Source organism: Microbacterium sp. ABRD28, from assembly GCF_003850245.1.
In the GTDB taxonomy this organism is placed as follows: Bacteria; Actinomycetota; Actinomycetes; order Actinomycetales; family Microbacteriaceae; genus Microbacterium.
In genome coordinates this window covers 2,900,604-2,919,936 of sequence record NZ_CP031015.1, presented here as the reverse complement: position 1 = coordinate 2,919,936, position 19,333 = coordinate 2,900,604, and the positions used below count along the sequence as shown (strand labels likewise).

The 19,333-nt window shown below is 69.4% G+C and carries 20 protein-coding genes, 1 tRNA gene and 1 pseudogene; 16 read left to right on the top strand and 6 right to left on the bottom strand.

Translation table 11 applies throughout. The features are described 5' to 3' along the window. The first annotated feature begins 72 nt into the window (after positions 1–72). The 11 genes from DT073_RS14100 (at position 73) to rplA (ending at position 9,380) form a co-directional block, all read left to right on the top strand. A complete protein-coding gene (locus tag DT073_RS14100) occupies positions 73–1,446 on the top strand; it encodes an aminotransferase (RefSeq protein WP_124293960.1) in 1,374 nt (457 codons plus the stop codon). After that, positions 1,373–2,587 (top strand): ATP-NAD kinase family protein, encoded by a 1,215-nt coding sequence (locus tag DT073_RS14095; RefSeq protein ID WP_124293959.1) that lies wholly within the window; start codon positions 1,373–1,375, stop codon positions 2,585–2,587. Before DT073_RS14100 ends, DT073_RS14095 begins: the two co-directional genes overlap by 74 nt. A 45-nt stretch (positions 2,588–2,632) precedes the next feature. Further along, entirely contained in the window at positions 2,633–4,033 is a 1,401-nt protein-coding gene (gcvPA, locus tag DT073_RS14090) for an aminomethyl-transferring glycine dehydrogenase subunit GcvPA (RefSeq protein ID WP_205782944.1), read from the top strand. After that, positions 4,030–5,568, top strand: a complete 1,539-nt coding sequence (gcvPB, locus tag DT073_RS14085; protein ID WP_124293958.1) for an aminomethyl-transferring glycine dehydrogenase subunit GcvPB — start codon at positions 4,030–4,032, stop codon at positions 5,566–5,568. The genes gcvPA and gcvPB overlap by 4 nt, the downstream gene beginning before the upstream one ends. Continuing rightward, positions 5,565–6,026 (top strand): nuclear transport factor 2 family protein, encoded by a 462-nt coding sequence (locus DT073_RS14080; RefSeq protein ID WP_164478202.1) that lies wholly within the window; start codon positions 5,565–5,567, stop codon positions 6,024–6,026. The genes gcvPB and DT073_RS14080 overlap by 4 nt, the downstream gene beginning before the upstream one ends. Positions 6,027–6,083: 57 nt before the next feature. Further along, on the top strand, positions 6,084–6,521 hold the full coding sequence (locus tag DT073_RS14075) for a pyridoxamine 5'-phosphate oxidase family protein (RefSeq protein WP_124293956.1): 438 nt from the start codon (positions 6,084–6,086) through the stop codon (positions 6,519–6,521). A gap of 142 nt (positions 6,522–6,663) precedes the next feature. Beyond that, positions 6,664–6,736 (top strand) — tRNA-Trp (locus tag DT073_RS14070). A gap of 44 nt (positions 6,737–6,780) precedes the next feature. Continuing rightward, complete coding sequence (secE, locus tag DT073_RS14065; RefSeq protein WP_124293955.1) at positions 6,781–7,047, top strand: preprotein translocase subunit SecE; 267 nt, start codon at positions 6,781–6,783, stop codon at positions 7,045–7,047. Between the two features lie 87 nt (positions 7,048–7,134). Then, positions 7,135–8,157: a transcription termination/antitermination protein NusG gene (gene nusG, locus DT073_RS14060; RefSeq protein ID WP_124293954.1), complete on the top strand. Its 1,023-nt coding sequence runs from the start codon at positions 7,135–7,137 to the stop codon at positions 8,155–8,157. A gap of 84 nt (positions 8,158–8,241) precedes the next feature. Further along, entirely contained in the window at positions 8,242–8,673 is a 432-nt protein-coding gene (rplK, locus tag DT073_RS14055; RefSeq protein WP_124293953.1) for a 50S ribosomal protein L11, read from the top strand. A 14-nt stretch (positions 8,674–8,687) separates the two neighbouring features. Beyond that, positions 8,688–9,380, top strand: coding sequence for a 50S ribosomal protein L1 (gene rplA / locus DT073_RS14050; protein ID WP_124293952.1), 693 nt, complete (start codon positions 8,688–8,690; stop codon positions 9,378–9,380). An 82-nt stretch (positions 9,381–9,462) separates the two neighbouring features. On the opposite strand, the gene DT073_RS14045 is transcribed toward rplA, so the two are convergent. After that, on the bottom strand, positions 9,463–10,131 hold the full coding sequence (locus DT073_RS14045) for a LysE/ArgO family amino acid transporter (protein WP_124293951.1): 669 nt from the start codon (positions 10,129–10,131) through the stop codon (positions 9,463–9,465). 71 nt (positions 10,132–10,202) lie between these two features. Between DT073_RS14045 and DT073_RS14040 the strand changes: the two genes are divergently transcribed. Further along, positions 10,203–11,123 carry a LysR family transcriptional regulator ArgP gene (locus DT073_RS14040; protein ID WP_124293950.1) on the top strand — a complete coding sequence of 307 codons (921 nt, stop codon included), beginning with the start codon at positions 10,203–10,205 and terminating at the stop codon, positions 11,121–11,123. Here the strand turns inward: DT073_RS14040 and DT073_RS14035 are convergent. Both DT073_RS14035 and DT073_RS14030 read right to left on the bottom strand, forming a co-directional pair. Beyond that, positions 11,110–12,141 carry an NADP-dependent oxidoreductase gene (locus tag DT073_RS14035; protein ID WP_124293949.1) on the bottom strand — a complete coding sequence of 344 codons (1,032 nt, stop codon included), beginning with the start codon at positions 12,139–12,141 and terminating at the stop codon, positions 11,110–11,112. The genes DT073_RS14040 and DT073_RS14035 overlap by 14 nt on opposite strands. A gap of 129 nt (positions 12,142–12,270) precedes the next feature. Further along, positions 12,271–12,663, bottom strand: a pseudogene (locus DT073_RS14030) (ROK family protein); the annotation flags it as partial. Here DT073_RS14030 and DT073_RS14025 point away from each other — a divergent pair. The 3 genes from DT073_RS14025 (at position 12,575) to DT073_RS14015 (ending at position 15,831) form a co-directional block, all read left to right on the top strand. Continuing rightward, entirely contained in the window at positions 12,575–13,546 is a 972-nt protein-coding gene (locus DT073_RS14025; protein WP_502697155.1) for a substrate-binding domain-containing protein, read from the top strand. The pseudogene DT073_RS14030 and the gene DT073_RS14025 sit on opposite strands and share 89 nt — an antisense overlap. Positions 13,547–13,631: 85 nt before the next feature. Then, positions 13,632–14,774, top strand: a complete 1,143-nt coding sequence (locus DT073_RS14020) for a Gfo/Idh/MocA family protein (RefSeq protein ID WP_124294539.1) — start codon at positions 13,632–13,634, stop codon at positions 14,772–14,774. Between the two features lie 55 nt (positions 14,775–14,829). Continuing rightward, a complete protein-coding gene (locus DT073_RS14015; RefSeq protein ID WP_124293946.1) occupies positions 14,830–15,831 on the top strand; it encodes a sugar phosphate isomerase/epimerase family protein in 1,002 nt (333 codons plus the stop codon). Between the two features lie 72 nt (positions 15,832–15,903). Here DT073_RS14015 and DT073_RS14010 read toward each other — a convergent pair whose 3' ends face one another. Continuing rightward, positions 15,904–16,362 carry a MarR family winged helix-turn-helix transcriptional regulator gene (locus tag DT073_RS14010; protein WP_124293945.1) on the bottom strand — a complete coding sequence of 153 codons (459 nt, stop codon included), beginning with the start codon at positions 16,360–16,362 and terminating at the stop codon, positions 15,904–15,906. 23 nt (positions 16,363–16,385) lie between these two features. Then, entirely contained in the window at positions 16,386–18,047 is a 1,662-nt protein-coding gene (locus DT073_RS14005; protein ID WP_276310435.1) for an MDR family MFS transporter, read from the bottom strand. Between the two features lie 107 nt (positions 18,048–18,154). Here DT073_RS14005 and DT073_RS14000 point away from each other — a divergent pair, with 107 nt between their 5' ends. Beyond that, positions 18,155–18,658 (top strand): 2'-5' RNA ligase family protein, encoded by a 504-nt coding sequence (locus DT073_RS14000; RefSeq protein WP_164478200.1) that lies wholly within the window; start codon positions 18,155–18,157, stop codon positions 18,656–18,658. Positions 18,659–18,667: 9 nt separating this feature from the next. Here DT073_RS14000 and DT073_RS13995 read toward each other — a convergent pair whose 3' ends face one another. Continuing rightward, positions 18,668–19,324 carry a YqaJ viral recombinase family protein gene (locus tag DT073_RS13995; protein WP_124293943.1) on the bottom strand — a complete coding sequence of 219 codons (657 nt, stop codon included), beginning with the start codon at positions 19,322–19,324 and terminating at the stop codon, positions 18,668–18,670. Between the last annotated feature and the right edge of the window lie 9 nt (positions 19,325–19,333).

The window sequence follows — 19,333 nt, the reverse complement described above, 5'->3', positions numbered from 1 at the left end:
TTGATCCTCACCCAGCATAGAGGTAGTGTGCGAGAAGCGACCATAAGTGCGTAATGCGAACGGATGAAGCCCATGACGAACGTCGAGGAGTTGGACCGGAACTACCTGTTCCACCCGATGACCAACCTTGCTGCCCACGCGCAGAACGGCCCCCACATGACCGTGGTCGAGGGTCACGGCGCGACGATCATCGATCGTGCCGGCAATCGATATCTCGACGCCATGGCGGGGCTATGGTGCGTCAACGTGGGCTACTCCCACCCCGACATGGCCGAGGCGCTGCGCGCCCAGGCGTTGAAGCTGCCCTACTTCCACGCCTTCTCGTCGATGGGCACCGACCTCCCCGCGCGCCTGTCCGAGCGCCTCATCCGGATGGCCCCGGTGCCGATGAGCACGGTCTTCTACGGCAACTCGGGCTCGGACGCCAATGACACCCAGGCCAAGCTCGTCTGGTACTACAACAACGTCCTCGGCCGTCCCGAGAAGAAGAAGATCATCGCCCGCCGTCGCGGGTACCACGGCGTGACGGTGCTGTCCGGCGGACTGACGGGCCTGCAGAACCTCCATGACGGGTTCGACCTGCCCCTGCCGATGATCCGTCACGTCCGCCCGCCTCACCGCCTCTGGGAGCGGGCACCCGGGCAGACCGACGACGAATTCGCCACGGCGCTCGCGGCTGAACTCGACCGCTTCATCATCGAGGAGGGCCCCGAGACGGTCGCCGCGATGATCGCCGAGCCGGTCATGGCCGCCGGTGGGGTGATCGTTCCCCCCGACACCTACTTCCCGAAGATCCAGGAGGTGCTGGACCGGCACGACGTGCTCCTCATCGCCGACGAGGTCGTCAACGGCTTCGGACGCCTGGGGGTTCCCTTCGGCAGCCAGTCGGTCGGGATGAAGCCCGACCTGATGACGCTCGCCAAGGGCATCACCTCCGCCTACGTTCCCCTGTCGGCCATCCTCGTCAGCGAGAAGGTCTGGAAGGTGCTGCTGGACGGATCGACGAAGTACGGCAGCTTCGGCCACGGCTACACCTACTCCGCCCACCCGCTGGCGGCGGCGGCGGCGATGGCGAACCTCGACATCATCGAACGCGAGGACCTGATCGCCACCGTGGCGCGCAACGGCGAGCTGCTGCACGAGATGCTGCGCGACGCGTTCGCCGATCACCCCCACGTCGCCGAGGTGCGCGGGCGGGGCCTCATGGCGGCGGTGGAGTTCGTGGAGTCTCGCGATCCGCTGCGCCCCTTCGCCGCGCAGGGCTCGTTCGCCGCCGCGGTCACCAAGGCCTCCCTCGCCGCGGGCGTCATCACCCGCGCCCTCCCGGCTGCCGACACGGTGTCGTTCTCGCCGCCGTTCGTCACCACCCCCGATGAGCTCGAGCGCATGGTCGCCGGTGTGCGCACCGGACTCGATCGCGCCGTCGCCGACCTCCGCCGCAGCTGAGGTTCCCGTGCGCGTGGGCGTGGTGCTGAACCCCGTTGCGGGGTACGGCGGCACGCGTGCGATGCACGGCACCGACGACCTGTCGCCCGAGCAGTTCGACGCGGCGGTGAGCGCCGGGCGTGCCCGCGACCGGCTCGTGCGGATGCTGCGGCGCGCCGAAGCGGAGCGGGAGGCCGCGGTCTTCCTCACCGCCGACGGCATCCTGGGCGCTGACGCGCTCGCCGAGGCCGGTGTCGCGTTCGACGTGGTCTCGGCCGCCGCGACGCCGCACCGCACGTCGTCGGCCGACACGCAGGCCGCCGTCCGCGCGCTTCTGGCGGCGGGGGCGGACTGCCTGGTGTTCGCCGGCGGTGACGGCACCGCGACCGACATCGCCGAGGTGCTCGGCGATGCGGTACCGGTCATCGGCGTCCCTGCGGGGGTGAAGATGCACTCGGAGGTGTTCGCCCGATCGCCCGAGAGCGCCGGTCGTCTGCTCCGCGACCTCGTCGCCGGGCGGGCCTCGCGCCGCCGGGTCGAGATCCTCGACGTCGTCCCGGGCGAGTCCGGATGCCCGCGCCGGCTGCACACCGTCATCGCACCGGTTTCCACCGACCCGCTGCAGGGGGCGAAGGCCGTCGCGCCGCCCGGCACGGGCGAGGGCGATCGCCGCCGGATCGCCGAGGCGCTCGTGGCCGCAGCCCACCCCGACACCACGTGGATCCTCGGCCCCGGGACCACCACGGCCGCGCTGGCGGAGGTGCTGGGGTTCACCGCCACCCTACGGGGCGTGGACGTGCGCCTGCCGGGCGGCGCGCTCGAGCACGACGTCACCGAACCGCGACTGTTCGACCTCGTGGGCAAGGCCCGCCACCCCCGACTCGTGCTCGGCGTCGTCGGAGGACAGGGATTCCTCCTCGGGCGCGGCAATCAGGAGATAAGCCCCCGCGTTGTCGCCGCCGTCGGCGCCGACAACATCGAGATCGTCGCGACCGAGGACAAGGTCGGCGCTCTGCATCCGCCGGTCCTCTTCGTCGACGCCGACCCCTCGCCCGGCCTCGCCGCCGGCTCTTCGTCCCCCCATCCCCTCCTCGGTTATCGGCGCGTGCGCACCGGGGCCCGCGACATCCGGGTCCTCAGGGTCGTCGACGCCGCAGCCTGAGAATCCCCACCCGTTTCCGTCATCGCCCGCGAAGGAGCACTGCAGATGAGCCCGTCCCATCCCTACATGGCCAACTCGGCGGAGGGGAGCAGGAACGCCCTCCTCGAGGCGGTCGGCGTGAGCGACCCGGACGAACTGTTCCGGCAGATCCCGGCGGACCACCGCTCGGATGACGCGATCGTGCCGTCCGCCGGCATCCGCTCGGAGTTCGAGCTGCGCCGCATGCTCGAAGACCGGCTCCGCGGTGTCGCCTCGACCGACTCGCACGTGTCGTTCCTCGGCGGCGGGTACTGGAAGCACCACATCCCGGCGCTGTGCGACGAGATCGCGGCTCGGCCCGAGATCTCGACGTCGGTGTGGGGCACGCCGAGCTCCGATCACGGGCGCAACCAGGCGTGGTTCGAGTTCACCTCCCAGATGGGCGCGCTCGTCGACCTCGAGTTCGTCGGCCTGCCGGTCTACAGCTGGGGGTGCGCCGCCGGTCACGCGCTGCGCATGGCGGCCCGCCTCACCGGGCGCTCGGTCGTGGTCATCCCCGCGGGGCTCGACCGTGAGCGCCGCCTCGTGATCGAGACCTATTGCGGCTACCGCGAGTTGGACGGCTCGCTCAGCATCCGCGAGGTGGCGCTGGACCCCGCCACCGGCACGGTCTCGCTCGCCGCCCTGGCCGACGTGCTGGATGACGCCGTGGCCGCCGTCTACGTCGAGACGCCCAACTCGTGGGGGGTCATCGAGGCCGACATCGCGCGCATCATCGACGCCGCCCACGCGGTCGGGGCGGAGGCCATCGTCGGGGTCGACCCGATCTCGCTCGGGGTCATGGCGTCGCCGGCGAGCTTCGGGGCCGACATCGTCGTGGGTTCGCTGCAGCCCCTCGGGATTCCGCTGAACGCCGGCGGTGGTGTCGGCGGCTTCATCGCCAGCCGCGACGAGGAGCGCTACGCCCGGCAGTTCCCCACGCTGCAGGTCAGCATCGCCCCGACGATCCGCGAGGGCGAGCGGGCGTTCGGGATGACGCTGTTCGGCCAGAGCTCCTACGGCGCCCGCGAACTCGGCAACGACTGGACCGGCAACTCGGTCTACCTGTGGGCCGTGCGCGCGGCGATCTACCTCGCGCTCCTCGGACCGCAGGGGATGCGGGAGCTGGCCACCACGGTGGTCGGCAACGCTCGGCGGGCAGCCGCCCTGATCGCCGAGGTGCCCGGGGTGTCGGTGAGATACGCCGACGGCATCTTCAAGGAATTCATCGTCGACTTCTCGGACACCGGCCTCTCGGTCGCCCGGATCAACGCCGCGCTGTTCGCCCGCGGAATCCTCGGGGGCCACGACCTGTCCGGCACGGGTGAGGGACTCGAGGGCTGCGCTCTGTACTGCGTCACGGAGGTCACCTCCGAATCGGACGTCCGTCGCTTGATCACCGCACTGGAGGAGGTCGTCGCCTCATGAGCACCATCCGTCGCTACCACGCCGCGTCGTGGGATGAGCCCGTCATCTACGAGCTGGGCGCCCCCGGGCGCCGCGGCGTCGTCCCGCCGTCGTCCTGGGCGCCGGCGGCCGATGACCTGATCCCCGCGGACCTGCGCCGCGCGGCCGACCCCGACCTGCCCGAGCTGGCCGAGTACGAGGTCCGCCGTCACTACACCCACCTGTCTCAGCAGACGATGGGGATGGTGGGCATCAGCCTCTTCGGCACGTGCACGATGAAGCACAACCCGACCGTGAACGAGCAGATCACAGCCCGTCCCGAGGTCGCCGCCGTGCACCCGCGGCAGGATCCTTCGACCTACCAGGGGCTGCTCGGGATCGTGCACTCGCTGGAGGACGAGCTGCGAAACCTCTCGGGGATGTCGGCCTTCAGCTTCCAGCCCGGAGGCGGCGCCGACGCGGCGTACCTCCACACCGTGATCACCCGGGCCTACTTCGCCTCGAAGGGCGAGCTCGCCCAGCGGCGGCAGATCATCACGACCGCCCAAGCGCACCCCTGCAACCCGGCGACGGCGAAGGCGGCGGGCTTCGAGGTCATCACCCTCCCGATCGAGGAGGACGGATACCCCAGCGTCGAGGCGCTGCGGGCCGTGGTCGGACCTCACACGGCCGCACTGATGCTGAACAACCCGGATGACATAGGGATCTACAACCCGCACATCACCGAGTTCATCGACGCCGTGCACGAGGTCGGCGGGCTGGCGTTCTACGACAGCGCGAACTTCAACGGGGTGATGACGCGGCTGCGCGCCCGCGACCTCGGGTTCGACGCCTGCATGTACATGCTCCACAAGACCTTCGGTGTGCCCAAGGGCGGCAACGGCCCCTCGGTCGGTGCGTACGGCTGCTCCGAGGAGCTCGCCCGCTTCCTCCCGGGACCCCGCGTGGTCAAGAACGGCGAGACCTACGACCTCATCGAGCCCGAGAACAGCGTCGGCCGCGTCCGCGAGTTCCTCGGCAACGTCCAGCAGCTGGTGAAGGCCTACTCCTGGACCCGCGCGATGGGCACCGATGGGCTGCGCGAGGCCGCCGACCTGTCGGTGCTGGCCAACAACTACATGGAGAAGCAGCTGATGGCCATCCCGGGGGTGACGATGGCCTTCCCCGGAAAGGCTCTGCCGCGCCTGGAGATGACGCGCTACTCGCTGGAGGAGTACACCGCCGAGACCGGTGTGACCGGCCATGACGTGCAGAACCGGATGACGGACTTCGGCATCGACGCGTTCTGGACATCCCACGAGCCGGCCTTCATCCCCGAACCCTTCACCCCCGAGGCGGGGGAGATGTGGTCCAAGGAGGATCTGGACGAGTGGATCGCCGTGCTCGCGCACGTCCTCGAGGAGGGCCGGCGTGACCCGGAGCTCGTGCGCACCGCGCCGCACAACCAGGTCGTCGCCCAGATCGACGGTTCCGGTCTCGACGACCCCGACACGTGGGCGGTCACCTGGGCCGCCTATCGGCGCAAGACCGCCGCGCGCCAGACGGTCGGCTCGTGACATCCGCCGGGGAGGGTGAGGACGAGCGGGAGATCCGGGATCTGTCCCACCGCTACGCCGTCGCGCTCGACCGCGGCGACGCCGACGCATGGGCGGCGCTCTTCGCCGACGACATCGCCTTCGCAAGCGGCGACACCGTCCGCGGACGAGACGACGTCCTCACCATCCCCGGCGACCAGCTGGCGCGCTACGAGCGGACACTTCACGCCGTGACGACGCAGGTCATCGCGCGCGACGGTGACCGGGCCACGGGCACGGTCTACTGCATCGCGCACCACCTGTATCGCGACACCCATCAGCACGGGCGCTTCCCGTTCGACCTCACGCACGCCTTCCTGATCCGCTACGAGGACGAGTACGCCCGCATCGGGGACCGGTGGCTGTTCACGCGGCGCGAGGTGATCACCGAGGCCCGCTACGTCCACCAGGTGATCCCGGGACCGCCCGTCTCGGCGTGACCGCCTGCGCGGGCGAGAAAGGTGTCGTCGTGCACGGCCGCGGGCCATGATGGGAACATGTCCGACCACCACGACGCCGTGACCGCCCTCGACGACGACCAGTGCTGGGAGCGGGTGCGCGGCCACCAGCTGGGGCGCCTGGTCACCCGTGTCGGCGACGTGCTGGACATCTTCCCGGTCAACTTCGTCGAGGATGACCGGACGGTCCTGTTCCGCACGGCCGAGGGCAGCAAGCTGTTCGAACTCACCGTCAACGACGAGGTCGTCTTCGAAGTCGACGACGTCACCGCAGACGACGCCTGGAGTGTGGTCGTGCGCGGACGCGCCCAGCGCCTGGACACCTCCGCCGAGGTGGAACGCGCGGATGGTCTGGGGCTCACCCCCTGGATCCCCACGCTGAAGTACGTGTACGTGCGGATCGTGCCGCACGCCATCTCCGGCCGCGCCTTCCTGCGCGGCCCCGAACCGGACCGATACGGCGTCGCGTCGGACTGAGTGATTCGCGGGGTCCTCGGGCATGGCGTAGACTGGGAGATGCAGTTGAAGTCTGCATTCTTTCGCCGTGCCCGCCGGTCGGGACCTCCTTCCTTCCAGGCAGGGGCAGAAGTCTGCAGGCATCCCGGGGTCGCAGACCCTTAGGGCGGTAGCTCAATTGGCAGAGCAGCGGTCTCCAAAACCGCAGGTTGCAGGTTCGATTCCTGTCCGCCCTGCGCGTCAGCGTCTGCTGGCACGAGGAAACAATCAGGTGGGTGGCATGCTCCAGGACGAGCCGAAGAACGAGGTGGTCGCACGCAGCGACGCGCCCCGAGAGAAGAAGCCCAACTTCTTCGCGCGCATCGTCCTGTTCATCCGACAGGTCTTCGCCGAGCTCCGCAAGGTCGTCACGCCGACGCGGCAGGAACTGGTGAAGTTCACCGCCGTGGTGCTCGGTTTCGTTCTGGTGATGATGGCGATCGTGTACGGACTCGACGTGCTGTTCGTCTGGATCGCGCAGTACGTCTTCGGGATCCCGGGCGCCTGAGCCGACAACGCGCCCACGGGTTCGTCCGGTGGCGGCGCGCGACGCGTCGAGCCGGACCCCCGGCCACGACAGAGGAAGAGAACACAAGTGTCTGAAAGATATGTCGACGACGCCGACTGGGCGCCCGCGGCGGAGCAGTCCTCCGAGGAGGACGAGGCCCAGGAGGGCAACATCCTCGAGTACGAGGAGCGCGCGAACACCCCCGCCGAGCACAGCGCCATCCACATCGTCGACGACGAGGACGACGTCGAGGACGACACCGAAGAGCTCGACGACATCGAGATCCAGGATCCGGAGGCAGACGCCATCGTGAACGACGCCCTGAACATCGACGAGACCGCCGAGGCCGAGGCCGCGGCGGAGGTCCTCAGCGACTCCGTGGCCGAGGAGATCGCGGAGCTCGAGGCCGAGGCCGCCGACGAGGTCACCCCCTACGACGGGCCCGACGTCAACGGCGAGGACGACCGTGAAGACGCCGCCGACGACGAGGAGCTCGACCCGTTCGAGGCCTTCCGCGCCGAGCTGCGGTCGCTGCCGGGCAAGTGGTACGTCATCCACTCCTACGCCGGGTTCGAGCGCAAGGTGAAGGCGAACATCGAGCAGCGCAAGTCCACGCTCGAGGTCGAGGACGAGATCTACCAGGTCGAGGTCCCGATGGAAGACGTCGTGGAGATCAAGAACGGCCAGCGCAAGATGGTCACCCGCGTCCGTATCCCGGGCTACGTGCTGGTGCGCATGGACCTGAACGAGGACACCTGGTCGGTCGTGCGTCACACGCCCGGTGTCACCGGCTTCGTCGGCAACGCGCACAACCCCACCCCCCTCCGTTTCGAGGAGGCCTTCACCATGCTGAAGAGCCTCGTCGAGGTCAAGGAGGTGGCCCCCGCCAAGGGCGCGGCCAAGGGTTCTCCCGCGACCGCGCGCAGCATCCCCGCCGAGGTCGACTTCGAGGTCGGCGAGACCATCACGATCAAGGAGGGTTCGTTCGCGGGCCTTCCCGGCACCATCAGCGAGATCAAGCCCGAGAGCGGCAAGCTCACGGTCCTCGTCTCGCTGTTCGAGCGCGAGACCCCCGTCGAGCTGTCGTTCGACCAGGTCACGAAGCTCTGACTCCATAGGCACCGCGCTCCGGAACGGCCGGAACCGCGGGAGAAGCGGATGCCGCGGCATCCGGTTCGAAGAAAGGAAACGACAATGGCACCGAAGAAGAAGGTGACCGGCCTGATCAAGCTCCAGATCAACGCCGGCGCCGCCAACCCGGCACCGCCGATCGGCCCCGCGCTCGGTCAGCACGGTGTGAACATCATGGAGTTCTGCAAGGCGTACAACGCCGCGACCGAGTCGCAGCGCGGCAACGTCATCCCCGTCGAGATCACCGTCTACGAGGACCGCAGCTTCACCTTCGTCCTGAAGACCCCGCCGGCCGCCGAGCTGATCAAGAAGGCTGCGGGCGTGCAGAAGGGTTCGCAGACGCCGCACACGGCCAAGGTGGGCAAGCTCACCAAGGACCAGGTGCGCCAGATCGCCGAGACGAAGATGCCCGACCTGAACGCGAACGACATCGAGGCCGCCTCGCTGATCATCGCCGGCACCGCCCGTTCCATGGGCATCACGGTCGAGGACTGAGGGGGAGAATAACCATGGCACAGAAGTCCAAGGCCTATCAGGCCGCCGCCGCGAAGATCGCGGCCGACACGTTCTACTCGCCGACCGAGGCCGTCGCCCTCGCCAAGGAGACGGGCTCTGCGAAGTTCGACTCGACCGTCGAGGTCGCACTGAAGCTCTCGGTCGACCCCCGCAAGGCAGACCAGATGGTGCGCGGCACCGTCATCCTGCCTCACGGCACCGGTAAGACCGCCCGCGTCATCGTCTTCGCCACCGGCCCCGCGGCCGAGGCCGCCATCGCGGCCGGTGCGGACGAGGTCGGCGGCGCCGAGCTCATCGAGAAGGTCGCGGGCGGCTACACCGCCTTCGACGCCGCCGTCGCCACCCCTGAGCTCATGGGCCAGGTCGGGCGCCTCGGCAAGGTGCTGGGTCCCCGCGGCCTCATGCCCAACCCCAAGACCGGAACGGTGACCCCGAACCCGGCCAAGGCGGTCGAGGACATCAAGGGCGGAAAGATCGAGTTCCGCGTCGACAAGCACGCCAATGTGCACTTCGTCGTCGGCAAGGCGTCTTTCAGCGCCGAGCAGCTGGACGAGAACCTCAAGGTCGCCCTCGAGGAGATCATCCGTCTGAAGCCGTCGAGCTCGAAGGGTCGATACATCCAGAAGGGTGCCGTGTCGACCACGTTCGGCCCCGGCATCCCGCTGGACGTCAACTCGCTGGCCTGATCGCCGTCGCGCACAAGGGGCTCCGCCGTCAGGCGGGGCCCCTTCGTCGTTCCCCGTGCTGCGGCCTCGGCACGGCCTCGGCTCAGTGAGGCAGGACCAGTGACACCCCGAGCGCGATCATGACGACCGCGACGCCGCCGTCGAGGATCCGCCACGAGGTCGGTGTCGAGAGCCACCGTCCGAGATAGCGAGCCCCGATGGCGAGGCCGAAGAACCAGATGACGCTGGCGGACATGGCCCCGAAGGCGAAGAGCCAGCGGGCGTCGCCGTGGGTGTTGGCGACCGAGCCCAGCAGGAAGACGGTGTCGAGGTAGACATGGGGGTTCAGCCACGTCAGGGCGAGCGTCGTGAGGATGACGGGGAGAAGCCGTGTCTGTGTGGTGGTCGCCACGCCCACGGCGCCCGCGCCCCCGCCCGTGGCATCCCCCGTCGACGCGTCCTGGTCCCGCACCGTGAGCGCCTGCCCGCTCGGGCGCCAGGCGCGGTGGGCGGCGATCACACCGTAGCCGATGAGGAAGGCCGCTCCCGTCCATCGGACGGCGGTCACCAACCACGGCACAGCCTGGAGCAGCAGACCGATCCCCGACACGCCGATGCCGATGAGGACGGCGTCCGACACGGCGCAGAGCGCCGCGACGACGATCACGTGCTCACGCCGAAGTCCCTGGCGGAGGACGAAGAGATTCTGGGCACCGATGGCGATGATGAGGGAGAAGCCCAGGCCGAGTCCGGCGAGAAGGGGGAGAGTCACCCTTGCACGTTACGACCGGGTCAGAAGAAGCACCAGTTCAGACTTCTTCAGGTGCATTAGCATCACTTCAGATGCGCATCCCCTTCGATCTCGCCGAGACCCTCGCCGCGGTGGCGGACGAGGGCACGATGGATGCCGCGGCCCGGCGGCTGCGGATCACGCCGAGCGCGGTGAGCCAGCGGGTGAAGTCCCTCGAATCGTTGCTCGGGCAGGTGCTCCTCGTCCGATCCCGACCCGTGCGCCCGACCGCAGCCGGCATCGCCGTCGTCCGTCTGGCCCGGCAGCTCGCCCTCCTCGAGCACGATGCGATCGCGGGCCTCACCGGCGACGACGCGGCGGGGACCCGGGTGTCGGTGCCGCTGGCGGTGAACGCCGATTCGCTCGCCACGTGGTTCCTGACGCCGCTCGCGACCTTGGCCGCGCGGCATCCGATCGTCTTCGATCTGCACCGCGACGATCAGGATTTCACCGCGGGACTGCTCGAGTCCGGAACGGTGATGGGCGCGGTCACCTCGCGCGAGGAGCCCGTGGCCGGATGCCGCGCGATCGCTCTCGGCCTCATGAGATATCAGGCTGTCGCCACCCCCGCGTTCCACGATCGGTGGTTCGCGGACGGCGTGACCGTCGAGGCGCTGACGGCCGCCCCCGTGATCGACTTCGATCGTCGCGACGACCTGCAGCGGCGCTGGCTGCGGGTGCACGGCGTGGAGGCGACCGCGCCGCCTCGCCATTACGTCCCCGCCTCGCACGACTTCGCCACCGCGACCCGCCTGGGTCTGGGATGGGCGCTCCTTCCCACCTCGCAGTCCGCCGAGGGGCTGGCGTCGGGAGAGCTCGTCGCGCTCGGGGGACCGTCGGTGGACGTCCCCCTCTCCTGGCAGCAGTGGAACCTGCGATCGCCGCTCCTCGACGCCGTCGCCGAGGAGATCGTCGCCGAGGGCAGGCGCGTGCTCGTCGCGCCCGCGACCGCCGGATCGGTCAGTCGTCGCTGACGCGCAGCACGATCTTCCCGCGGGTGTGGCCCTGCTCCAGCTCGGTGTGCGCCGTCGCGGCGTCGGGCAGGTCGAAGACCCGATCGATGTAGACCTGCACGGCACCCGAGTCCAGCAGGCGGGCGATCGTCGCCAGCGTGCCACCGTCGGGGATCACCTTGTACGCCGTGGCGCGAACCCCCGCCTCTTCGGCGGCCTGTGCGTAATCGGGCCACGAGCCGGTGGGCACCAGCACGTACAGACCTCCCGGTCGGAGCACCTGCAGGGATCGGCTGGCGGTGCGGTCCGACACGTTGCCGACGAGGTCGATGACGACGTCCATCTCGCCGACGACCTCCTCGAAACGGGTGGAGGTGTAGTCCACGACCACGGCGGCGCCGAGTTCGCGCAGCCAGGCGGCGTTGCGCCCGGAGGCGGTGACGGTGACATGGGCGCCGAAGTAGGCGGCGAACTGCACGGCGAAATGCCCCACGCCACCGCTGCCGGCGTGGATCAGCATCCGCTGTCCCTCATGGGCGTGTGCGATCTCGACGACCAGACCCCAGGCCGTGAGGGCGGCCAGCGGCACACCGGCCGCCTCGACGTGCGAGAGGGAGGCGGGCTTGCGCGTCACCGACTGGGAGGGGACCACCACGTACTCGGCGTACGTGCCGCCGGTTCGCGGGAAGGGCACCATGCCGAACACCTCGGTCCCCGGCGTCAGCGGATGCGCTTCGAAGGGAGACGAGACGACGACGCCGCTGAAGTCGAAGCCCGGAACGACCGGGGTGTCGCCGAGCGCGGCCGACACGCCTCGTCCGGCCCGGGTCTTGGCGTCGATCGGGTTGACTCCCGCCGCCACAACCCGCACGAGGAGTTCGCTGAGCACGGGGCTCGGTGTCGGTGCCTCGCCCCATCGGAGCACGTCGGGTCCGCCGGCGCGGGCGAGGGTGACGGCGCGCATCGTCTCGGGCGGCGCGTCGGGCTGCGCCGCCGGGGCCTGCGGGGGAGAGGGGGATCGCAGCGGCCGGAATCGCATCGGTCGCTCCTTTCTCGCGCCGCCCCTCGTCGGGGACGCAGGCAGATGGGTCGGTGAGACTCAGTACACCCGGCCATTGTCTCGCCCGTGTTACGCCGGTGCTAAAGAACGGCGTCGGCGTCCCTCGTCTCAGCGTGCCTCGAACTGGCGGCTCAGTGATTCAGGGGAGAGGGCGTGCTCGACGGCCAGCATGCTCGCGCCGAGGACGGCGGCCCGTTCGGCCGTGACGGACTGGGCGATGGTGAGGTGCTCGGTCGCCAGAGGCATCGACCGGGTGTAGACCACCTCGCGGACGCCGGCGAGGAGGTGCTCGCCGACACGGGCCATCGATCCGCCGATCGCGATCACGGAGGGGTTGATCAGGCTCACGCAGGTCGTGAGCACCTCGCCGATGTCGCGGCCGGCCTGGCGGACCGTCTGGACGGCTTCGACGTTGCCCTGCTTCACCAGGGCGACGACATCACCGCCGTCGTGCGCCTCGATCCCCTGCGACCGCAGCGTCCGTGCCATCGCCGGACCCGTCATCGGCTTCTCCGGGCCCGCCGCCGACCACGGCTGGCTCGGAGCCATCAACTCGGGGGCCCAGGCCGCCGCCGACAGCTTCGACGACGTCGAGCTTCGCGTCGCAGAGGGCACCAACGACGCCAACGCCCAGATCGCCGCGGTCGAGACGTTCATCAACGACGGTGTGGACGCCATCGTCCTGCTGCCCACCGACGGTGCGGCACTGACCGAGGTGGCGATCGAGGCCATGCAGGCGGGGATCCCCGTCATCAACGTCGACCGGGAGTTCTCGAGCCCGTTCGCCGCACGCACGACGATCCTCGGCGACAATTACGGTATGGGCGTCAGCGCGGGCACCTACATCTGCGAGCAGATCGGGGACAACCCCGACGCTGTCGTGGCCGAGATCGCGGGCATCGACTCGCTGCCTCTCACCCAGGATCGATCGCAGGGCTTCGAAGACGCTCTGTCGGACTGCGGCCTCGACGTCTCAGCCCGTGTCGCGGCGGACTTCACCGTCGCCGGAGGGGAGGCGGCAGCATCGCAGCTGCTCGCCGCGAACCCGCAGATCGATGCCATCTGGAACCATGACGACGACCAGGGGATCGGCGTTCTGGCCGCCGTCGAGGCCGCAGGCCGCGACGAGTTCATCATGATGGGCGGCGCCGGGTCGCGCAACGCCATGGAGGCCATCCAGGCCGATGACTCGGTGCTGAAGGCCACGGTCATCTACCCGTCGACGCAGGCGGCCGACGGCATCGCTTTGGCCCGCTTGATCGCCCAGCAGAAGACCGTGGGCGACCTCATCACGCCCAGCGTGCCGAACCGGGTCGTGCTGGACGCACCCGTGGTCACGAAGGACAACGTCGAGGAGTTCATCGACCTGTCGTTCGAGTCCTGACACAACCATCGCGGGGCGCCCGAGAACCCTCGGGCGCCCCGTCCTTCGAAAGGAGAATCGCGTGGGAGCACCGCTGCGCGTCGCCATGATCGGGCACGGCTTCATGGGAGCCGCGCACTCGCAGGGATGGCGGGTGGCCCCGCGGTTCTTCGATCTTCCCCGCGACCCGGTGATGCAGGTCGTCGTCGGCCGGGATGCCGAGCGCACCGCTGAGGCGGCGGCCACATGGGGATGGCACGAAGCGGCGACGGACTGGCGCGAGGTCATCCGACGCGATGACATCGACCTCGTCGACATCGTCACCCCCGGCGACACCCATGCCGAGATCGCGATCGCGGCTCTTCGGGCGGGAAAGCATGTGCTCTGCGAGAAACCTCTCGCCAACACGGTCGTCGAGGCCGAGGCGATGACGGCCGCCGCAGAAGAGGCGGCACGGTCGGGCGTGCGGTCGATGGTCGGTTTCACCTACCGCCGCGTGCCGGCGACGACCTTCGCGCGTCAGCTCGTGGCCGAAGGCCGCCTCGGTGACATCCGTCAGGTGCGTGCCGAGTATCTGCAGGACTGGCTCGCCGATGAGAACGCACCCCTGACGTGGCGCCTGAACAAGGACATCGCGGGCTCCGGGTCGCTCGGTGACATCGGGGCGCACGCGGTCGACCTCGCCGAATACATCACCGGCCAGACCGTGGACCGGGTCTCGGGCATCCTCGAGACGCTCGTCGCCGAGCGCCCGGTCATGGCCGAGGGAGTCGGGCTGTCAGGGACCGCGGGCTCAGAGCGCGGCCCCGTCACCGTCGACGACCTGGCGCTGTTCACCGGCCGGCTCTCCGGCGGCGCGCTCGCGTCGTTCGAGGCCACCCGCTTCCGCACCGGTCGGAAGAACGCGCTCCGCATCGAGATCTCGGGGTCGCGCGGTGCGCTCGCGTTCGACCTCGAGCGCATGAACGAGCTCGAGTTCTACGACGCCACCCTCCCCGATTCCGAGCAGGGCTTCCGGCGCATCCTCGTCACCGAGCCCTCGCACCCGTATGCCGATCGCTGGTGGCCCACGGGTCACATGCTCGGGTACGAGCACGGCTTCAGCCACCAGGTGGTCGACCTCGTCACCGCGATCGCCGAGGGCACCGACCCCGCGCCGTCCTTCGCGGACGGACTCCACATCCAGCGGGTTCTCGACGCCGTCGAACGCTCGTCTGAGGCCGACGGGTCCTGGCAGACGACCCGCTGACCATTCCGAGCCCGGGTGACGCACGTCTCCGGCACCTTTCAGAGAGGACGACAGCATGGCGCGACCGATCACGTTGTTCACCGGCCAGTGGGCGGATCTCCCCTTCGAGGAGGTGGGGCGCCTGGCGGGCGAGTGGGGGTACGACGGTCTCGAGATCGCGTGCTGGGGCGATCATCTGGATGTGTCGCGGTGGGATGACGCGGAGTACGTGCAGTCGCGGAAGGACATCCTCGAGCGCAACGGGCTGACGGTGTGGGCGATCTCGAATCACCTCACCGGTCAGGCGGTGTGCGACGACCCGATCGACCAGCGGCACCGCGACATCCTGTCCGACCGTGTCTGGGGCGACGGTGACCCCGAGGGTGTGCGGCAGCGGGCTGCGGAGGACCTCAAGGACACCGCGCGGATGGCGGCGAAGCTCGGCGTGACCACGGTCAACGGATTCAGTGGTTCGTCGATCTGGAAGTACGTGGCGATGTTCCCGCCGGCGTCGGAGGCGATGGTCGACGCCGGGTATGCCGACTTCGCGGCGCGGTGGCATCCGATCCTCGACGTCTTCGAGGAGGTCGGGGTCCGCTTCGCCCTGGAGGTGCACCCGTCCGAGATCGCCTACGACTACTGGACGGCGAAGCGGACGCTCGAGGCCATCGGACATCGGAAGAGCTTCGGATTCAACTTCGACCCGTCGCACTTCGTGTGGCAGCAGCTGGACAGCGTCGCGTTCGTGCTCGACTTCGCCGACCACATCTTCCATGTGCACTGCAAGGAGTCGGTCACCAACCTGGACGGCCGCAACGGCGTGCTCGGGTCGCACCTCTCGTGGGATGACCCGCGGCGGGGGTGGACATTCGTCTCCACCGGGCACGGCGCCGTGCCGTGGGAGCCGATCTTCCGCGCCCTGAATGCGATCGGCTACGACGGGCCGACGAGCGTGGAATGGGAGGACGCCGGCATGGACCGTCTCGTCGGCGCTCCCGAGGCCCTGGAATTCGTACGGAGACTCGCCCGGATCACTCCGCCCCACCAGCTCTTCGACGCCGCCTTCAGCTCGAAGTAGCACGCTCCGGAGCCCGCGCAAGGGGGGAGCGCGGGCTCCGGTACCGGCGCTGTCCCTCTTGCCGGATGCTGCTCAGGGACGTTCGCGCGCCGTGAGGGCGTGCAGCAGGCGGGTGAGGGTCTGGATGTCGTCGATCGACCACTCCTCGAGGGCGTGCAGGAGCGTGCTCTCCTGCGGTGCTCGAGCCTCGGCGAGCCGCTCCAGGCCGAACGGAGTGGGGAAGAGGATGCTGGAGCGGCGGTCGGTGGGATCGGGTTCGCGTCCGATGAGCCCCAGCTCCTCGAGCTCGCGCACGGTGCGACTGATCTGGCCCTTGTCGGCGACGAGCATCTCGGAGAGCTCCGACTGCGTCACGCGTTCGCGGCGGACGATCGTGGTGAACACCTTGTAAGCGGCGGGCAGCATGCCGGGGCTCACCCGCTCGGCGTTCTCACTGACGATCCGGCGCACCTGATGGATGAGACCGCTGAATTCCGCCTCGAGCGCCCGCACGGCCTCCGTGCGGGCGTCGGGGTCGGGTGCGGCGCTCATCGCCTTCGAGACTAACGTCGTCCTCACCGCCGGCGCGCGGCCCGCGGGGCAGGGGTCCGACCGGTGGCGGGAAGGGCGTTCATCCCCGTGCTGGTGGACACGGTGGCGAGATCGGCTTCGCCGGCGTGGATGCGCTCGGTCGTCGTCATCCGATTCAGTGGTGTGTTCGGGAGGAACACGATCGCGATCAGACTGAGGATCGCCACCGGCACGGCGATGAGGAACGAGTGCGCGATCGCCTGAGCGTAGACATCCTCGAAGATCACCCGGAGCGCCTCGGGGAGGGCGGCGACCTGCGGGATCGTGCCCGACTGCAGCTCCTGCGCGAGGGTTGCGCCTTCGGCGCCGAGGTTCGACAGCGCGGTCGCGATGTCGCCCTGACGTTCGCCGGTGAGGGTGGTCGCCTGGCTGGCCAGGGCCGCGCCCATCACCGACACCCCGATCGTGCCGCCGAGGCTGCGGAAGAAGGTCACGCCGGAGCTCGCCACCCCCATCTCCCGCGGATCGGCGGTGTTCTGCACGACCAGCACGAGGTTCTGCATGGTCATGCCGACACCGGCGCCGAGGAGGAACATGTACACCGACACCAGGACGAACGGGGTGTCGTAGTGGATCGTCGAGAGCAGGGCGGTGCCGGCGGTGAGCAGGACACCGCCGACGATCAGGTAGGGCTTCCAGTGGCCGTAGCGCGAGATCAGCGCACCGATGATGACGGAGGCGAGGAGCAGCCCCGCGATCATCGGGATCGTCATGATGCCCGCCTCGGTGGGGGTGGCTCCCCGGGCCATCTGCATGTACTGGCTGAGGAAGACCGTGGTGCCGAACATCGAGATGCCCGTGGCGATGGAGGCGACCACCGCGAGCGAGAAGGTGGCGCTGCGGAAGAGGCGGAGCGGGATGAGCGGCTCGGCGGTGCGCAGCTCGACGACGATGAACAGGAGGGTCGCCAAGGCCGACCCTCCCACCATGAGGCCCGTCGGCAGGCTCCACCAGTCGAACGACGTGCCGGCGTTCGTCACCCACACCAGCAGCAGCGACACGGCGGCGCTGAGCAGGACGATCCCCACGTAGTCGATCCGCACCGCGCGGCGCGGGCGCCCCGGCAGATGCAGGGTGCGCTGCTGGATGATGAGGGCGGCGACGGCGACGGGGAGGGCGACGAAGAAGTTCCACCGCCAGCCGAAGGCATCGGTGATGACCCCGCCGAGGAGCGGCCCGCCGATCGTGGCCACCGCCATCACGGCACCGAACAGTCCCATGTAGCGGCCGCGCTCGCGCGGGCTGATGATGTCGGCCATGATCACCTGACTGAGGGCGGCGAGCCCGCCCGCGCCCACTCCCTGCAGCGCGCGGAAGGCGATGAGGGTCTCGGGGTTCTGCGAGAACCCGGCGGCCGCCGTCGCAAGCACGAAGATCACGATCGCGATCTGGATGAGGAGCTTGCGGTCGAACAGATCGGCGAGCTTCCCCCAGACCGGGGTGGAGATGGCGGTGGTCAGCAGCGTCGCGGTCACCACCCACGTGTACGCGGCCTGGTCGCCGTCGAGGTCGTGCACGATCACCGGCAGCGAGGTCGAGACCACTGTGGAGGCGAGCATCGACACGAACATGCCGAGGAGGAGCCCGATGAGCGCCTTCACCACGCCGGGCCGGTGAGCCGGTGGAGCGTCTGCATTCCTCGCCACGTGTCCTCCTGAAGGTTGATTTATATCAACGATATTCCGAATGTTGATCTTTGTCAACGAATGTGGAGAGCTGGGTCCCCGGCCTCGGCTCACGCAAGGATGGAGGAGTGATCAGTGTCGAGGTGCTGCCCGACGCCGCCACGGATGCGCTCGCCCGTGCCGCGTGGCAGCGTCTGATCGACGCCGGACTGCCGAGCGCCGGCCGCCACACCGGCGAGAGCAACCGGCCCCACATCACTGTGGCCGTGCGCGATTCACCCGACCTCGACAAGCTCGCGGACCTCGCGGATCTGCTTCCCCTCACCCTCCGTCTCGGTGGGGTGCTGCTGTTCCCGCGCTCGGGTCAGGCGGTCGTCAGCTGGCAGGTGATCGTCACGGCTCCGCTGGCGGAGTTCCATCGCCGCGTCGCCGCCGCTCTCGGCCCGGCCGACGAGCGCTACGCGCACACCGCGCCCGACGACTGGACGCCGCACGTGACGATGGCCCGCCGGGTGAGGCTCGCCGATCTCGGCGCGGCCGTCGAGGCGATCGACCTCTCCCCGCACGTCGGCGAGGTCACGGGACTGCGCATCTGGAATGCGACCAGCCGGACGGTCACGACGTTGCGCTGACCGGCTGCGTCAGTCAGCGAGGGCGAGCGCGCGATAGGGCTGCGCGGGCGGGCCGGCGGGTTGCGTCATCCGCTCGGCTCGCGACAGCTGCGTGCGTCGGTACAGCTCGTCGATGAGGGATGTCGCCAGGCGCACCAGTCGACCGATCTCGACCTCGTCGCGATCGACCCAGGCGCACCGGGGCTCATCGCCCACGGGGACGAAGCCGTCGTGCTCCTCCCAGACGACGAGGGTGCGTTCGGCGCCCAGGACATGCTGCTGCCACCACACCTGCCGGAGGTAGGTGCGGGGGATGCTCCGCCACGCCTTCTTCGTCGTCTTGATCTCGGCGAGGACCACGCGGCCGGTCGGATCGACGGCGATGCCGTCGGGAGTGGCGAGGTGGCGCTTCTCGATCTCGGCGTGGAAGAGCGCGCTCGATGGCCGGATCCCGTGGGTGGCGGCCACCCACGCGGCGATCTCGGGCTCGCGGATTCGTCCGTGAGCGGTATAGGCGTTGCCCGAGAAGTTCGAGCCCATGAGCTTGGCGTCGGCGGCTCGGGGGATGACGCGCTCGGAGGTGAGCGCTGCCACGTCGGTCGCCGTGATCCCACGGGAGCGGGCCCGCACCCATGCGACCCGATCGCGGGAATCCGCGACGATGCGGGCGGCGAGTTCGGGTGTCACGCGTTCGAG

Bases quoted from the DNA above. Each gene is read 5' to 3' on its own strand.
- DT073_RS14100 (WP_124293960.1), top strand. From the start codon at position 73: ATGACGAACGTCGAGGAGTTGGACCGGAACTACCTGTTCCACCCGATG.
- DT073_RS14095 (WP_124293959.1), top strand. From the start codon at position 1,373: ATGAGCTCGAGCGCATGGTCGCCGGTGTGCGCACCGGACTCGATCGCG.
- DT073_RS14020 (WP_124294539.1), top strand. From the start codon at position 13,632: ATGATCGGGCACGGCTTCATGGGAGCCGCGCACTCGCAGGGATGGCGG.
- DT073_RS14040 (WP_124293950.1), top strand. From the start codon at position 10,203: ATGCGCATCCCCTTCGATCTCGCCGAGACCCTCGCCGCGGTGGCGGAC.
- gcvPA (WP_205782944.1), top strand. From the start codon at position 2,633: ATGAGCCCGTCCCATCCCTACATGGCCAACTCGGCGGAGGGGAGCAGG.
- DT073_RS14075 (WP_124293956.1), top strand. From the start codon at position 6,084: ATGTCCGACCACCACGACGCCGTGACCGCCCTCGACGACGACCAGTGC.
- secE (WP_124293955.1), top strand. From the start codon at position 6,781: ATGCTCCAGGACGAGCCGAAGAACGAGGTGGTCGCACGCAGCGACGCG.
- rplA (WP_124293952.1), top strand. From the start codon at position 8,688: ATGGCACAGAAGTCCAAGGCCTATCAGGCCGCCGCCGCGAAGATCGCG.
- gcvPB (WP_124293958.1), top strand. From the start codon at position 4,030: ATGAGCACCATCCGTCGCTACCACGCCGCGTCGTGGGATGAGCCCGTC.
- rplK (WP_124293953.1), top strand. From the start codon at position 8,242: ATGGCACCGAAGAAGAAGGTGACCGGCCTGATCAAGCTCCAGATCAAC.
- DT073_RS14015 (WP_124293946.1), top strand. From the start codon at position 14,830: ATGGCGCGACCGATCACGTTGTTCACCGGCCAGTGGGCGGATCTCCCC.
- DT073_RS14035 (WP_124293949.1), bottom strand. From the start codon at position 12,141: ATGCGATTCCGGCCGCTGCGATCCCCCTCTCCCCCGCAGGCCCCGGCG.
- DT073_RS14010 (WP_124293945.1), bottom strand. From the start codon at position 16,362: ATGAGCGCCGCACCCGACCCCGACGCCCGCACGGAGGCCGTGCGGGCG.